Origin of the sequence: Pseudomonas sp. 3296 (assembly GCF_031456615.1) — a bacterium.
Taxonomy (GTDB): domain Bacteria; phylum Pseudomonadota; class Gammaproteobacteria; order Pseudomonadales; family Pseudomonadaceae; genus Aquipseudomonas; species Aquipseudomonas mucoides.
Genome location: NZ_JAVDUY010000005.1, coordinates 428647 through 443640 on the forward strand (window position 1 = coordinate 428647; position 14994 = coordinate 443640).

A 14994-nucleotide genomic window follows, 5' to 3' on the forward strand; every position below is an offset into this window, starting at 1 on the left:
TATAGCGGGATAGATCAACGCATCTGCTCCCTGAATTGCCCACGAATCTGATGCTGTTTCTCACCTGCGATGCTTGCTATACATCCCCCATCGACAAGCCCTCAGGGCATTAGGCCGGTGAGTAAACGCCCCGCGCGGCTCTCATCTAGACTTAATGGAGAGTCGTAGGCAGAACCGAACACGTCGCTTTGGTGCAGTTCGATCAATAGCAGCGTGGCAAGCTGCCCTTTATGCCCAGTAGAGGTGCGGCGAAGACCGTGCCGGGCACAACAAGATGCCCGCTCAGGGTGCCCTGGCCAACGGCCTGACAATGCCACGATACCGTGACGTGGTGTGAATGCCGCAGCCGACACTTTCGGACGACCGACAACCGCCTGGTTTGTCCGTGACCGTGAGGAATGCTGTATGCCTGATGAGATGTTGCAATTGCCTATGGTCAACAGCGTGCTGGAGCGCCACAAGGGCTCTGCGGGTGCACTGTTGCCCATCCTTCATGAGATTCAGGCCGGTATCGGTTACATCCCCGATGCCGCCATCCCCGAGATTGCCCACGCCCTCAATCAGAGTCAGGCCGAGATTCGCGGCGTGATCAGCTTCTACCATGACTTCCGCACCGCGCCTCCGGCCCGGCATATCCTGCGGCTGTGTCGGGCGGAGTCCTGCAAGAGTCGTGGTGCCGAGCAGTTGGCCGCGCAGTTGCGTGATCGCCTGCAACTGGACGATCACGGCAGCAGCGCCGACGGCAGCATCAGTTTGCGTCCGGTGTATTGCCTCGGTGCCTGCGCTTGTTCGCCGGCACTGGAGCTGGATGGTCAGGTGCATGCGCGGCTCAGTGCCGAGCGTCTGGATGCATTGCTTGACGCTTGCCGGGAGGACGTATGAGCCTCTATCTATCCTGTGATTCCCTGGCCCGTGCCGTGGGTGCCGATGCGGTGGCGTCTGCCCTTGCCAGCCAGGACCTGCAACGCACCAGCTCTCGCGGCCTGTATTGGCTAGAACCCTTGCTGGAAGTGGACACCCCGCAAGGCCGTATCGGTTTTGGCCCGCTGACCGCTAGCGATGTGCTGTCCGTGCTCGATGCGCTGGAAGGCGACCCGTCCTCGCACCCACTGGCCTTGGGCCTGGTGGAAGAATTGCCGTATCTGAAGTCTCAACAACGTTTGCTGTTCGCCCGCGCCGGCATCACCCGGCCGTTGTCGCTGGACGACTACCGGGCCCATGGCGGTTTCGAGGGTTTAACCAGGGCCGTCACTATTGGCGGTGATGAAACCGCGACCGCGGTGTTCGATTCGGGCTTGCGTGGCCGTGGCGGCGCCGCCTTCCCCGCCGGGATCAAATGGCGCACGGTGCGCGCCACCCAAGCGGTGCAGAAATACATCGTGTGCAACGCCGACGAAGGCGACTCCGGCACGTTCGCCGACCGTATGTTGATGGAAGGCGACCCTTTCCTGCTGATCGAAGGCATGGCCATTGCTGGCATCACCGTCGGTGCCACTTACGGCTACATCTATGTCCGCTCGGAATATCCACAGGCCGTCGCCACGCTGAATGAAGCGCTGGAGATTGCCCGGACCAACGGTTACCTCGGCGCCAATGTCGGCGGCAGTGGTTTGGCCTTCGATATGGAAGTGCGTGTCGGGGCCGGCGCTTACATCTGCGGTGAAGAAACCGCGCTGCTGGACTCCCTCGAAGGCAAACGCGGGATCGTCCGCGCCAAGCCACCGATTCCTGCCTTGAAGGGGCTTTTCGGCCTGCCGACGCTGGTGCACAACGTGCTGACCCTGGCCTCGGTGCCGCTGATTCTGGCCAAGGGTGCGCAGTTCTATCGCGATTACGGCATGGGCCGTTCACTCGGCACGATGCCTTTCCAACTGGCAGGCAACATTCGTCGCGGCGGTTTGGTGGAACGGGCCTTTGGCCTGACGCTGCGGGAGTTGGTGGAAGATTACGGCGGCGGCACCGCCAGTGGCCGGCCGTTGAAGGCTGCGCAGGTGGGCGGCCCGCTCGGCGCCTGGGTGCCGCCATCGCAATTCGACACGCCGCTGGATTACGAAGCCTTCGCCGCCATCGGCGCGATGCTCGGTCACGGTGGTGTGGTGGTGGCGGACGACACTTTGGACATGGCCCACATGGCGCGTTTCGCGATGGAGTTCTGCGCCGAGGAATCCTGTGGAAAATGCACCCCTTGCCGCATCGGCTCGACCCGTGGCGTGGAGGTGATCGACCGCTTGCTGGCAGCGCCTGACCAGAAGGGTCGCGATGAGCAGGTGATCATCCTCAAGGACCTGTGCGACACCCTGCAATACGGTTCGCTGTGCGCGTTGGGCGGCATGGTTTCCTTCCCGGTTGCCAGCGCCCTCAAGCACTTCCCCGCCGACTTCGGCTTGCAGCCCTCGGAGGCCGAGCAATGATCACTCTCTTCGACCCGAACACCGATATCGACCTCGGCACTCCTGCCCGTGAAAGCGAGGTGCAAGTCACCCTGAGCATCGACGGCCGCAGCATCAGCGTGCCCGAAGGCACTTCGGTGATGCGTGCCGCCGCGCTGCTGGGCACCACCATTCCGAAACTCTGTGCCACCGACAGCCTGGAAGCCTTCGGCTCCTGCCGCATGTGCCTGGTGGAGATCGACGGCATGCGCGGTTATCCGGCGTCCTGTACCACGCCGGTCAGCGAAGGCATGAGCGTGCACACCCAGACACCAAAACTCGCGACCCTGCGGCGCAACGTCATGGAGTTGTACATCTCCGATCACCCGCTGGACTGCCTGACCTGCTCGGCTAACGGCAACTGCGAACTGCAAACTGTCGCCGGTCAGGTCGGCCTGCGGGAAGTGCGTTACGGCTATGAAGGCGATAACCATCTGGCCGACGTGAAGGATACCTCCAACCCGTACTTCGACTACGACCCGAGCAAGTGCATCGTCTGCAACCGCTGCGTGCGTGCCTGCGAAGAAACCCAGGGCACGTTTGCCCTGACCATCACCGGACGCGGTTTCGAATCCCGGGTCGCGGCCGCAGGTGGCGAGAATTTCCTTGAGTCGGAATGTGTGTCCTGCGGCGCCTGTGTGCAAGCCTGCCCTACCGCGACGCTGATGGAAAAAAGCGTGGTCGAACTGGGTCAGCCCGAACGCAGCGTGATCACCACGTGTGCCTATTGCGGCGTGGGCTGCTCGTTCCGCGCCGAGATGAAAGGCGATCAACTGGTGCGCATGGTTCCGGACAAGAACGGTCAGGCCAACCACGGCCACTCTTGCGTCAAAGGGCGCTTTGCCTGGGGCTACGCCACCCACCCGGATCGCATCACCACGCCGATGATCCGTAAACACATCAACGACCCGTGGCAGGAAGTCAGCTGGGATGAAGCGGTGACCTACGCCGCCAGCGAATTCCGCCGGTTGCAGCAAAAATACGGCCGCGACTCCATTGGTGGCATCACCTCCAGCCGCTGCACCAACGAAGAAACCTACCTGGTGCAAAAACTGGTGCGCGCCGCCTTCGGCAACAACAACGTCGACACCTGTGCGCGGGTCTGCCATTCACCGACCGGTTATGGCCTGAAACAAACCCTGGGCGAGTCCGCCGGCACCCAGAGTTTCGACTCGGTGATGCAGGCCGACGTGATTCTGGTAATGGGCGCCAACCCCAGCGACGCCCACCCGGTGTTCGCCTCCCAGCTCAAACGTCGCCTGCGTGAAGGCGCGCGATTGATCGTCATCGACCCACGCCGCATTGATCTGGTGGACTCGGTGCATGCCCGCGCCGAACTGCACCTGGCCCTGCGTCCGGGCACCAACGTCGCGATGCTCAACGCCTTGGCCCACGTCATCGTCACCGAAGGCTTGCTCGATCAAGCCTTTATCGACGCCCGTTGCGAGGGCAGCGATTTCGCTCGCTGGAGCGAGTTCGTCAGCCGCGCAGAAAACTCGCCGGAAGTGCTGGCCGCTATCTGCGGCGTAGACGCTGCCGACATCCGTGCCGCCGCCCGTTTGTATGCCACTGGCGGCAACGCGGCGATCTACTACGGCCTCGGCGTCACCGAACACAGCCAAGGCAGCACTGCGGTCATGGGCATCGCCAACCTGGCCATGGTCACCGGCAACATCGGCCGCGAAGGCGTGGGCGTGAACCCGCTGCGGGGGCAGAACAACGTTCAGGGTTCCTGCGACATGGGCTCCTTCCCCCACGAACTGCCCGGTTACCGCCACATCTCCAACGAGGTCGTTCGCGCAGAATTCGAACAAGCCTGGAATGTCACCCTGCAACCCGACCCGGGCCTGCGCATTCCCAACATGTTCGAGGCGGCGTTGAGCGGCAGCTTCAAGGGCTTGTATTGCCAAGGTGAAGACATCGCCCAGAGCGACCCGAATACCCAGCACGTCACCGCAGCCCTGTCCGCCATGGAATGCATCGTGGTGCAGGATATTTTCCTCAACGAAACCGCCAGATTCGCCCACGTGTTCCTGCCGGGCAGTTCGTTCCTGGAAAAAGACGGCACCTTCACCAACGCCGAGCGACGTATCTCCCGGGTGCGCAAGGTCATGGATCCGCTGGGCGGCAAGGCTGATTGGGAAGGCACGGTGGCTTTGGCTAATGCCTTGGGCTACCCGATGAACTACACGCACCCATCGCAAATCATGGATGAAATCGCCAGCCTGACGCCGACCTTCACCAACGTCAGCTACGCCGAACTGGATCGCCACGGCAGCCTGCAATGGCCGTGCAACGCCGCAGCACCGGACGGCACGCCGACCATGCACATCGAGGAATTCGTGCGCGGCAAGGGGCGCTTCATGCTCACCGGCTACGTGCCCACCGAGGAGAAGGTCAACAATCGCTATCCGCTGCTGCTGACCACCGGACGCATCCTCAGCCAGTACAACGTCGGTGCTCAGACCCGGCGTACCGAAAACGTCGCCTGGCACGACGAGGACCGTCTGGAAATCCACCCGACCGACGCCGAAAGCCGTGGCATCAACGAAGGTGACTGGGTCGGCATCGGCAGCCGCGCCGGTCAGACCGTGCTGCGTGCGCGGGTCACCGAACGGGTCGCGCCGGGCGTGGTGTACACCACGTTCCACTTCCCGGAATCGGGGGCCAACGTGATCACTACCGACAACTCCGACTGGGCCACCAACTGTCCGGAGTACAAGGTCACCGCCGTGGAGGTCAGCCGCGTCTACCACCCTTCCGAGTGGCAAAAACGCTATCAGGCCTTCAGTGATGAACAGGACCGTTTGCTCAAGGAACGCCGGCATGCCCGTGGCGCTAAAGCGGAGGTGCGCCGATGAGCACTGAAAACCTGATCAAGATGGCCAACCAGATCGCCCAGTACTTCGCCACCGAACCGGATCAGCAAGCGGCCGTGCTCGGCGTGCGCAATCACCTGCAGATGTATTGGACGCCCGGCATGCGCAAGGAATTGCTGGCCTGGCAGACGGAGCATCAAGGGGCCGACATGCACCCACTGGCGCAGGCAGCCGTCAGTGGGGCAGGCTGGGCGGCATAGGTCTGGATTGACCTTGAAGATCACCCAACTTGTGGTGAGGGAGCTTGCTCCCTCATTACATTGGATTCGCGCTGCGACTCAATCAAATCGATATAAACCCACAACCTCCTTCAGCTCAGAGCCACTGATTTGATATCGTGCCTGCCATCGCCTCACCTCAACAAAGACCCACGACGTTGTTAACAGGGAAGATGGAATGCAGTTAATCAGTATGTTGATGTTCTTCGCTGCATCAGCAGGGATGTGGATTTGGGTTGTGAAGAGCCGTGGCCCTTTGAATATCTGGCTGGCGAACCTCTCGGGTGCCGTGGCCAGTTTCATTGTCGGGACTGCGGTGCTGATTCTTTGCTCGAGCTGGTTAACCCCGGACGCCCCCGTCTCGCGAGCCCCGGCCTTTGCGCTTTATACGCTGATGGCATTTATGGGCACTCTGATCGGGACCTGGCTCTTGGTATTCACCAAGTGCAACCAGGAACAATCCCCCGCTTATCGACATTTTGCTGCGGCAGCGTGCAGCCTGGTGGCCGCACTGGTTGCGCTGGTGGTGTCGGTCACGATCTTTCCCCTCAAGTGACTCTCTCGGGCAATTGATGAAGGGCAGCCAGAACTCTGCGTTATCATCGCCGACCTGTGCGCCAAGAGCCTTGAACCCGGATGTCCGTATCTCTGCCATTGCCTGACGAATGCCACTCTCTGCCACCGGTGCTGGTCGGCCCGTTGTTGCGACGACTGGAACCTGCACGGCTGGTCATGTGGCTCGTGGGCTCCCGGCCGCTGTCGCTGACGCTGCGCCTGCAAGATCACGACATCCGACTGGATGCCGGACAGTGCACCGTCATCCCGATCGGTACTCACGCGTTTATTCACTTGATCGATGTGCCGCTGGCGACCGCCCTGCCCTGCGACACCGTGATCGAATACGACCTGTTGATCGACGGGACGGGCATCGCTGAGTGGGCCCCGCATTTGCTCTACGGTGAAGCGCGCAACCCGAACTTCGTCCTGCGCTCGCGCATCGATCAATTACTGCATGGCTCCTGCCGTAAACCCCATCACCCGGCCACCGATGGCTTGCTCTGTGTCGACGGTCTATTGGCCAAGGAACATGACGCATCGCAGCGCCCGGCGCTGTTGATGATGACCGGCGATCAGGTCTACGCCGACGATGTGGCGGGACCAATGTTGCGGGCGATTCACGCCCTGATCGAGCGGTTGGGCCTGTTCCAAGAACACCTCGAAGGCGCCGTAGTCAACGACAGCGCCAAGCTTTATGAGCACCCGGCCAGCTACTACCACCGTGCGGATTTGTTACCGGCGCTCAAGAGCAATGAAACCCTGCGTGATCGATTTTTCGGCGGCGCGCGCAAGCCGATCTTCACCAGCAGCAGTGCCGACAATCACCTGATGACGTTCGCTGAAGTGATGGCCATGTACCTGCTGGTCTGGTCGCCGACGCCGTGGACATTGATCGCCCCGCAACCGCCTGCGCTGACGCCTGAAAGACGCAAGCGTTATGCCGCTGAACAGACCCATATCGATGGCTTCAAGGCCGGTCTGGGCGGCGTCGCTCGGGCCATGGCGCATCTGCCGTGCCTGATGATTTTCGATGACCATGACATCACCGACGATTGGAACCTTTCCGCGCAATGGGAGGAAACGGCATACGGCCATCCGTTCTCCAAGCGCATCATCGGCAACGCCTTGATCGCCTACATGCTGTGCCAGGGTTGGGGCAATAACCCCGACGCGTTCAGCGATGTGCTGGAAAAAACCCGTTTGCTCAGCGTCACCGGGGCCGACCGTTACCTCGACAGTCCGGTGCAGGATGACTTGATCGATGCGCTGTTGAGCTTTCAGCAGTGGCATTACGTGCTGCCCACCACGCCCGCCCTGGTGGTGATCGACACCCGCACCCGGCGCTGGCGCAGCGAGATGAACCTCAAGCAACCGTCGGGCCTGCTCGACTGGGAAGCCCTCAGCGAGCTGCAACAGGAACTGCTCGATCATCCGTCGGCGATCATCGTGTCACCCGCGCCGATCTTCGGCGTCAAACTGATCGAAACCGTACAGAAAGTCTTCAGCTGGTTCGGTTATCCCCTGCTGGTGGACGCCGAAAACTGGATGGCCCATCGCGGCGCGGCGCAAGTGATCCTGAACATCTTCCGACACTCGCGCACACCGGGTAACTACGTGGTGCTGTCCGGTGATGTGCATTATTCCTTCGTCTACGAAGTGCTGATCCGGCACCGTAAGGCCGGCCCGAAAATCTGGCAGATCACCAGCAGTGGCATCAAGAATGAATTCCCACCGAGGCTGCTCGAATGGTTCGACCGCCTCAATCGCTGGCTCTACTCGCCGCGCTCGCCCCTGAACTGGCTGACCAAACGCCGACGCATGCGCATCGTCCCGCACATCCCCGAACACGCCGAGGCCGGAGAACGGTTATGGAACTCGGCGGGTATCGGCCAGGTGTACTTCAATGATAAAGGGCAACCCCAGGCTATTTATCAGCACAACTCAAACGGCTCGCCCAAGACCCGGATGGTTGCGCCTGAACATGACGACTGAAACGGCGAGTCACCATGAACCTCACCCGCACGCTGATCATCGGCAACTCCGGCGCCGGCAAAAGCTGGCTGGCGGAACGATTGGCCGCACAACTCAAGGTGCCATGGATCGATCTCGACCTGATTTACTGGGTGTCGGACGAACACAGCATCGCCCGCCCATATGCCGCGGCACTGGACATAGCGCGGGTGGCGGCCGCTGAAGATCAGTGGGTGATCGAAGGTGTTTATGGCTGGATTGTCAGAGAACTTATCCACAGGGCAACGGCGCTGATCTGGTTGTGTGTGGATGACGACAGCTGTGTGGCCAATATTCGTCAACGAGAACATAGACCGGACAATGACGAGTTGCTGATAGCGTTGGTCGAATGGGCCGCCAGTTATCGGATGCGCGAAGACGCCAGTGGGTTTACCGTACACCGGCAATTGTTCGCAACGTTCACGGGCTCAAAAATCAAACTCATGGATCGAGGCGAGATCAGCGCTTTCGCCAAATCCTCCCACACGGTTTAACAAGGATAGGTATGTTTGCACGGAGCAAGTTGGTCCCCGAACTGATGGTCATCGACCTCAAGAACAGCCTTCATTTCTGGACCTCATTGATCGGTTTCAAGATTGCTTACGAACGCCCGGAAGCGGGTTTCGCCTACCTCGATAACAACGGCGCACAGATCATGCTGGAGCAATATGCTCCGGATGACGGCCAGTGGATGACGGGCGCATTGGAAGCACCGTTTGGTCGAGGTATCAACTTTCAGATCACCGTCGATCTCGTCGAACCGATACTTGAGCGATTGTCGGAAGTCGAATGGCCACTGTTTCGCCCGTGCGCCGATGTCTGGTATCGCGCCGATGCGGTGGAGGTCGGGCAACGCGAATTTCTGGTGCAGGATCCAGATGGGTATCTGGTTCGGTTGGTGGAAAGCTTGGGGGAGCGGCCGTATTCAGATCTGTCTGCTGCCGAGGAGACGGCCTATCTACTACGCTCTCCTGCTAACGCAGAACGCCTGATCAAATCGATTGGTAGCCTGCGCGCGGGGAAGACTAACGCCGGAAAACTTATAGAAGAGTGAACATTTGATCGTTCCCACGCAGAGCGCGGGAACGATCGGGAACGTGTGTCAGGCAATGGTCACGGCCCGACAAACGCCTCTGACAACCATCTCCACTTCCCGCTCATCAATCGTCAACGGCGGCAGCAAGCGAATGGTTTTCCCGCGTGTCACATTGATCAGCAAACCGTGATCGCGCGCGGCGATCAGGGTCAGGTCGCGGATCGGTTGCTTGAGTTCGATGCCGACCATCAAGCCTTGACCACGGATTGCCAGGACGTTCGGATTGTCCGCCAATTCGCTGCGTAATCTGGCGAGCAGACGTTCGCCCTGAAGCCTGGCGTTGTCCAGAAGACCTTGTTCTTCGATGATGTCCAGCACGGTGCAACCCACACGGCAGGCCAGTGGATTGCCACCAAACGTGCTGCCATGGCTGCCCGGAGTGAACAAATCGGCGGCTTTGCCCCGGGCCAGGCAGGCACCGATGGGGATGCCGTTGCCCAGCCCTTTGGCCAAGGTCATGACGTCCGGAACAATACCCTCGTGCTGGAACGCGAACCATTGTCCGGTGCGACCGATGCCGGTCTGGATTTCGTCGAGCATCATTAGCCACGAGCGCTTGTTGCAGAGTTCGCGCACCGCTTTGAGATAGCCCGGCGGCGCCAGCTGCACACCGCTTTCGCCCTGGATCGGCTCCATCAGGATCGCCACGATTCGTTGGCCGTGGGCTTGCTGAACGGCATCCAGTGCACTGAGATCTCCGAACGGTACTTTGACGAAATCCCCCGGCAACTCATTGAACCCCAAGCGCACAGCCGGGCCATCGCTGGCGGATAATGTGCCCAGCGTCCGACCATGAAAAGCGTTTTCCATGACCACCACCAGCGGTTGCTCGACGCCTTTGTGCCAGCCATAAAGCCGTGCGAGTTTCAGCGCGGTTTCGTTGGCTTCGGCACCGGAGTTGTTGAAGAACGCCCGCTCCATGCCGGACAACGTTGTCAGCCGTTGCGCCAACCGTTGTTGCCAATTGATGCTGTAGAGGTTGGACGTGTGCAACAGCAAACCGGCTTGCTCAGTGATCGCCGAGACGATTCGAGGATGGGAGTGGCCAACGTTGGTCACCGCCACGCCCGCCACGGCGTCCAGGTATTCACGACCCGCGTCATCCCAAAGGCGCGTGCCCACCCCTTTGCTGAAACTCAGGGCCAGCGGTTGGTAAGTGCTCATCAGGCAGGCGGCGGTCATGGCATCAAGCTCCATCAATGGTCGGTGTTTTTGCAGTATGGTTAGCCACCTGAGCTGGATAAACGCTGCAATACTTCAATCATCTTAAAGCCGGGCTTGATAATGGATTTGTTCCAGGCAATGACCGTTTACGTACGCGTAGTGGAAGCCGGCAGCATGACCGCCGCCGCGCAGCAGTGTGAAATGTCCACGACCATGGTCGGCAATCACCTGCGGGCACTGGAGCAACGCCTGGGTGTACGCCTGCTCAACCGCACGACACGGCGCCAGCGCCTGACGGAATTCGGCTCGGCCTATTACCAGCGCTGCCTTGAAGTATTGGGATTGGTCGCCGATTCCGAACGCCTGGCCGAACAGAGTCAGGACGCGCCCAGTGGCACTTTGCGCATCACGGCACCACTGACCTTCGGCACGGAAAGACTCGCGCCTGCGCTCAGCGAATTTTCGCTTCAATGTCCGCAGGTCAAACTGGACGTGGTGCTCACCAACGGGCGCCCTGACCTGCTCGAAAACGGCCTTGATGTGGCGTTTCGCCTGGGCACCATTGACCCATCGAACCTGATCGCCCGGCCGCTGACCGACTACACCCTGACCATGTGCGCATCACCGGAGTACCTGGCACGCCGATCAACGCCGGAAAAACCCGAAGACCTGCAACATCACGACTGCTTGTCCTTTGCCTACCCGGTCGGAGACGACTGGCAATCGGTCGAAAAACAGTGGCGCCTGAGCGGACCGGAAGGCGAAGTGATGGTGGCCGTCAGTGGTCCGATGTTGATCAACAGTTCGGCGGGGTTGCATCAGGCGGCCCGAACCGGAATGGGCATCGTGATGTTGCCCGATGCACTGGTGGAACAAGACCTGCTCAACGGAAAACTGGTGGCATTGATGCAGAACTATCAACTGCCGAGCCGGCCCATGCACCTGGTGTACGCCCAGGATCGCTACCGGCTGCCGAAACTACGCCACTTCGTCGACTTTGCCATGCAGTTGTGGGGCAAACACTAGCCGTGGCAATGCGCCATGAACTAATCTCGACGCCAGGCGAATCAATCGATATCTGTGCGTCAGGGAGAGCGGTGATGGGGGAAGCATCAAATATCACGCCGTTGAAATTCAATGTGTCAGATTTTAGCGAAGACCTGCTCCACACCATTCTGGAGCTGGTCAGCGATGGCATTTGGGACTGGAACGCCAACACCGGTTTTGTTTACCGCAACCCTGGTTGGTACAAGATGCTCGGCTATGAGCCTCATTCCTTGGACAACACCGCGTTGACCTGGGAAAACCTCATCCACCCTGACGATTACCCCCGCGTCATGGCCGTGTTTGATGACTACCTGAAACAGCGCGCCCCCACCTATCAAGCCGAATATCGCTGCCGCATGCTCGACGGCAGCTACACCTGGATCGAAGACCGCGGCTATGTGGTGGCCCGCAATGCCGACGGCACGGTGGCGCGGATGGTCGGCGCGCATCGCAGCATCGACGACAAACGACGTCTGCTCGAGGAACTGGAACGACGCGCTCATTCCCTTGAAGCCATCGTTGAAGAGCGCACTCGGGAATTGTCCCGGGTCAATCAGCAGCTGCAGATTCAACTCGAAGAGAACCGCAAACTCGCGGAAACCGACACACTCACGTCCATCGCCAATCGCTACCTGATGGAAAAAAGCCTGCCTCAGGCATGCGAACGCGCCCAGCGCTTTCGACGTCCCCTGTCCCTGATCGCCATGGACATCGACGATTTCAAGATCATTAACGATCACTACGGCCATGCCTTGGGTGATGCCGCCATCGTGCAGGTGGTCGAGGGCGTGAAGCACTTCGTGCGCGAAGGCGATCTGCTGGCGCGATGGGGCGGTGACGAGTTCATCATGATCCTTCCCGATACCCCGTTGGCTGACGCCAGAATCCTGGCCGAGAAAATCCGCGATGGCCTGTCGCGCCTGCCACCGGTGGGCGCGTTTCAAGTGACCATGAGTTTCGGCGTGGTCCAGCGCTTTGAGGAAGAACAGCAGACCGGGTTGCTGGCTCGGGCTGATCAGGCGCTTTATCGGTCGAAGGTGTCGGGCAAGAATATGATTTCGGGGTAACCCCCCGTTATCGCTTCCACTCACATCCCCGCCTTCACCAACACCGGCTTCTCCTGATAACGATCGGGGTACAACTGCTTCAACTGCGCCACTTTCGGTAGATCGTTGATCACGATGTACGGATAGGTCGGGTGCTCGGTCAGAAAATCCTGGTGCTCCTCCTCCGCCGGGTAGAAGGCGTTGTAGGTTTCCAGCTTGGTCACTATAGGTTTGTTGAACAAATGAGCAGCGTCTAGCTGGGCAATGTAAGCCTGGGCGACGCGTTGCTGTTCGGTGTTCTCAGTGAAAATCGCCGATCGGTATTGAGTGCCGCTGTCGGGGCCTTGGCGGTTCAGTTCGGTGGGGTTGTGGGCCACCGAAAAATAGATCTGCAGCAGCGTCCCGTAACTGACCTGAGTCGGGTCGAACGTGACCTCGACGGACTCCGCGTGGCCGGTATCGCCCTCGCTGACCCGTTCATATTGGGCGGTGTTGGCCGCACCGCCGGCGTAACCGGAAACCGCTTTCTTCACCCCTTTAACGTGCTGAAAAACGCCTTGGACGCCCCAAAAACACCCGCCGGCAAACACCACTTTTTCGCTGTGGGCCTGGGTCGTTTCATCCAGCGCCGGCGGAGGGATGACGACGGCTTCTTCGGCTCCGAACGAGAACGCCGAGCACTGACTGATAATGCCGGCAGCGGCCATTCCCAACAGGGTGCGGCGCCAGGTGAACAGGGTTTTCATGGAGCAGACTCCTCAACAAATGAAATGACTTCAACCGAACGTAAACGCGTACGCCGAAACACCCGGATCGAGAAACTCGATGCTGAACGTGCGGTCGGTCACGCTGCCGCTCTGGCGTACCAATTGATACAAACGCTGTGAATTCACGCTGCCGCTGCCATCGGGTGCCACATCGGTGCCGTGGGCATCGCCTGGGGCTTTGCCGTCAATGAGCACTTTGAATCGCACCGGTTTACCGTCGGCACCGGGGCCGAGCACCAGGTGCAGATCACGGGCATGGAAGCGATAAACAATGCGACTGGCTGGCGCACTGGAAGTCGCACGCTCTGAACCGACATTCCACTTTCCGTCCAGGCTCCAGTCGTTGAGTGCCAGCTCGGCGGGAGGGCTGTACGCGGCCACTTTGTCAGGCACAAGGCCGGTTTCAGGGACGAAATGCTCCGTCCGCTGGAAACCGACATAGGTTTCCGGTGATTGCACTTCGCTCATGTCCGACGCGAGTTGAACCCCTGTCGCCTCAGCGTTGATCAAACCGTCCGCGACGTTCACCGTGCCCGCTTCACGCAGCAATTGTTGGATGACCCTTTCCGATTCGGCGTATTCGCCTTCACCAAAGTGGTGATAACGAATGCGCCCCTGAGCATCGGCAAAGTAGTGAGCCGGCCAGTATTCGTTGTTGAAGGCACGCCAGATCTTGTAGTCGTTATCGATGGCCACCGGGTAGTTGATGCCAAGGTCCTTCATGGCCTTGGTCACATTACCGACGTCGCGCTCGAAGGCGAATTCGGGGGCGTGGACACCGATCACCACCAATCCCTGATCGCGATACTTCTCGGCCCAGGCTTTCACATACGGCAAGGTGCGCAAGCAATTGATGCAGGAGTAAGTCCAGAAATCCACCAACACAACTTTGCCCTTCAGGGCCTGCGCAGTCAGGGGCGCTGAGTTGAGCCATTGCACCGCGCCATCCAGCGCAGGGAGATGGCCTTCGATCGGCAACGCGCCCGACGCCTTGTTACTCGATTTCATCAGGCCACCCGCGGCCATCATCGCCCCGCTGTTGTTCGGCGACTTGCCCGCCAATCGACCCACCAGGGCTTGCTCGATCCCGCCGGAGGACGCGGTCGAAACCCGTGCCAGAATCCCGGTATCCAACCCCAGGGCAATCGCGGCGACACCCGCCAGCATCGCTGCCCCCAGACTGCGCCGAACCCATTCGCCCGCGCCAATCGAGCGCTTCATTGCCGCGAAGACTTTACCGCCGAGTAGCAGTGCCACGGCGAGCGACGTGGCGGCACCGGCCGCGTACGCCAGCAGCAACAGCGTGGTTTGGATGCTTGCCCCTTGCAGCGCCGCCCCGGTCAGCAACAGGCCCAGAATCGGCCCGGCGCAAGGCGCCCAGAGCAAACCCGTGGCGACACCGATCAGGAACGAAGCGCCGGGACGCGGCCGGGCATCGGCGCCGGCGGCTTCCGACAATCGACTGCCGGCCGCCACCAGTGGCCGAGTCAGACGCTCGGCGAGTCGTGGCAACAGCAGCGTCAGTCCGAACAGTGCAACGAACAGCAACGCGAGCCAGCGACCGTACTGATTGACTTGCACCACCCAACCGCCGCCCACCGCCGCCAACGTGGCGACCAGGGCGAAGGTCAACGCCATCCCCGCCAACAGCGGCAAGCCACTCTTCATAAACGGCTGCCCGGTTCGAGCGAAGACAAAGGGCAGCACCGGCAGAATGCAGGGGCTGACAATCGTCAGGACGCCACCGAGATAAGCGAGAACCGAAAGCCACATAACGTCG

12 protein-coding genes and 2 pseudogenes are annotated in these 14994 nt (G+C 60.4%); 11 read left to right on the plus strand and 3 right to left on the minus strand.

Features of this window, described 5'->3' with window-relative positions:
* Positions 1 to 405 precede the first annotated feature (405 nt).
* From J2X66_RS15960 to J2X66_RS16000, 9 genes and pseudogenes are all read left to right on the plus strand, one after another.
* Positions 406 to 882 (plus strand): formate dehydrogenase subunit gamma, encoded by a 477-nt coding sequence (locus J2X66_RS15960; RefSeq protein ID WP_027922733.1) that lies wholly within the window; start codon positions 406 to 408, stop codon positions 880 to 882.
* The gene (locus tag J2X66_RS15965) at positions 879 to 2411 is read left to right on the plus strand and encodes an NADH-ubiquinone oxidoreductase-F iron-sulfur binding region domain-containing protein (protein WP_310265955.1); all 1533 of its coding nucleotides are present in this window, start codon (positions 879 to 881) and stop codon (positions 2409 to 2411) included. The genes J2X66_RS15960 and J2X66_RS15965 overlap by 4 nt, the downstream gene beginning before the upstream one ends.
* Positions 2408 to 5290 (plus strand): formate dehydrogenase subunit alpha, encoded by a 2883-nt coding sequence (fdhF, locus tag J2X66_RS15970; protein WP_310265957.1) that lies wholly within the window; start codon positions 2408 to 2410, stop codon positions 5288 to 5290. Before J2X66_RS15965 ends, fdhF begins: the two co-directional genes overlap by 4 nt.
* Positions 5287 to 5508 (plus strand): formate dehydrogenase subunit delta, encoded by a 222-nt coding sequence (locus tag J2X66_RS15975; RefSeq protein ID WP_027922730.1) that lies wholly within the window; start codon positions 5287 to 5289, stop codon positions 5506 to 5508. Before fdhF ends, J2X66_RS15975 begins: the two co-directional genes overlap by 4 nt.
* A 196-nt stretch (positions 5509 to 5704) precedes the next feature.
* Positions 5705 to 6082 carry a hypothetical protein gene (locus J2X66_RS15980; protein WP_027922729.1) on the plus strand — a complete coding sequence of 126 codons (378 nt, stop codon included), beginning with the start codon at positions 5705 to 5707 and terminating at the stop codon, positions 6080 to 6082.
* Between the two features lie 80 nt (positions 6083 to 6162).
* Complete coding sequence (locus J2X66_RS15985; protein WP_310265960.1) at positions 6163 to 8076, plus strand: alkaline phosphatase D family protein; 1914 nt, start codon at positions 6163 to 6165, stop codon at positions 8074 to 8076.
* 14 nt (positions 8077 to 8090) lie between these two features.
* A complete protein-coding gene (locus J2X66_RS15990; protein WP_027922727.1) occupies positions 8091 to 8588 on the plus strand; it encodes an adenylate kinase in 498 nt (165 codons plus the stop codon).
* Positions 8589 to 8599: 11 nt separating this feature from the next.
* Positions 8600 to 9016 (plus strand): annotated as a pseudogene (locus J2X66_RS15995) (bleomycin resistance protein); the annotation flags it as partial.
* Between the two features lie 3 nt (positions 9017 to 9019).
* Positions 9020 to 9148, plus strand: a pseudogene (locus J2X66_RS16000) (prevent-host-death protein); the annotation flags it as partial.
* Between the two features lie 48 nt (positions 9149 to 9196).
* Here the strand turns inward: J2X66_RS16000 and J2X66_RS16005 are convergent.
* Positions 9197 to 10372 (minus strand): aspartate aminotransferase family protein, encoded by a 1176-nt coding sequence (locus J2X66_RS16005; RefSeq protein WP_310265962.1) that lies wholly within the window; start codon positions 10370 to 10372, stop codon positions 9197 to 9199.
* 102 nt (positions 10373 to 10474) lie between these two features.
* Between J2X66_RS16005 and J2X66_RS16010 the strand changes: the two genes are divergently transcribed.
* Together J2X66_RS16010 and J2X66_RS16015 are read left to right on the plus strand one after the other, a co-directional pair.
* Positions 10475 to 11380: a LysR family transcriptional regulator gene (locus J2X66_RS16010; protein ID WP_310265964.1), complete on the plus strand. Its 906-nt coding sequence runs from the start codon at positions 10475 to 10477 to the stop codon at positions 11378 to 11380.
* A 74-nt stretch (positions 11381 to 11454) separates the two neighbouring features.
* The gene (locus tag J2X66_RS16015; RefSeq protein ID WP_310265966.1) at positions 11455 to 12468 is read left to right on the plus strand and encodes a diguanylate cyclase domain-containing protein; all 1014 of its coding nucleotides are present in this window, start codon (positions 11455 to 11457) and stop codon (positions 12466 to 12468) included.
* Positions 12469 to 12488: 20 nt separating this feature from the next.
* Here the strand turns inward: J2X66_RS16015 and msrA are convergent, their stop codons facing one another.
* Both msrA and J2X66_RS16025 read right to left on the minus strand, forming a co-directional pair.
* Complete coding sequence (gene msrA, locus J2X66_RS16020) at positions 12489 to 13193, minus strand: peptide-methionine (S)-S-oxide reductase MsrA (RefSeq protein WP_310265969.1); 705 nt, start codon at positions 13191 to 13193, stop codon at positions 12489 to 12491.
* A gap of 30 nt (positions 13194 to 13223) precedes the next feature.
* Positions 13224 to 14987 (minus strand): cytochrome c biogenesis protein DipZ, encoded by a 1764-nt coding sequence (locus J2X66_RS16025; protein WP_310265970.1) that lies wholly within the window; start codon positions 14985 to 14987, stop codon positions 13224 to 13226.
* Positions 14988 to 14994: the final 7 nt, after the last annotated feature.

Bases quoted from the DNA above. Each gene is read 5' to 3' on its own strand.
- J2X66_RS15960 (WP_027922733.1), top strand. From the start codon at position 406: ATGCCTGATGAGATGTTGCAATTGCCTATGGTCAACAGCGTGCTGGAG.
- J2X66_RS15965 (WP_310265955.1), top strand. From the start codon at position 879: ATGAGCCTCTATCTATCCTGTGATTCCCTGGCCCGTGCCGTGGGTGCC.
- J2X66_RS16025 (WP_310265970.1), bottom strand. From the start codon at position 14,987: ATGTGGCTTTCGGTTCTCGCTTATCTCGGTGGCGTCCTGACGATTGTC.
- fdhF (WP_310265957.1), top strand. From the start codon at position 2,408: ATGATCACTCTCTTCGACCCGAACACCGATATCGACCTCGGCACTCCT.
- J2X66_RS15975 (WP_027922730.1), top strand. From the start codon at position 5,287: ATGAGCACTGAAAACCTGATCAAGATGGCCAACCAGATCGCCCAGTAC.
- msrA (WP_310265969.1), bottom strand. From the start codon at position 13,193: ATGAAAACCCTGTTCACCTGGCGCCGCACCCTGTTGGGAATGGCCGCT.
- J2X66_RS15980 (WP_027922729.1), top strand. From the start codon at position 5,705: ATGCAGTTAATCAGTATGTTGATGTTCTTCGCTGCATCAGCAGGGATG.
- J2X66_RS16005 (WP_310265962.1), bottom strand. From the start codon at position 10,372: ATGACCGCCGCCTGCCTGATGAGCACTTACCAACCGCTGGCCCTGAGT.
- J2X66_RS15985 (WP_310265960.1), top strand. From the start codon at position 6,163: ATGTCCGTATCTCTGCCATTGCCTGACGAATGCCACTCTCTGCCACCG.
- J2X66_RS15990 (WP_027922727.1), top strand. From the start codon at position 8,091: ATGAACCTCACCCGCACGCTGATCATCGGCAACTCCGGCGCCGGCAAA.
- J2X66_RS16015 (WP_310265966.1), top strand. From the start codon at position 11,455: ATGGGGGAAGCATCAAATATCACGCCGTTGAAATTCAATGTGTCAGAT.
- J2X66_RS16010 (WP_310265964.1), top strand. From the start codon at position 10,475: ATGGATTTGTTCCAGGCAATGACCGTTTACGTACGCGTAGTGGAAGCC.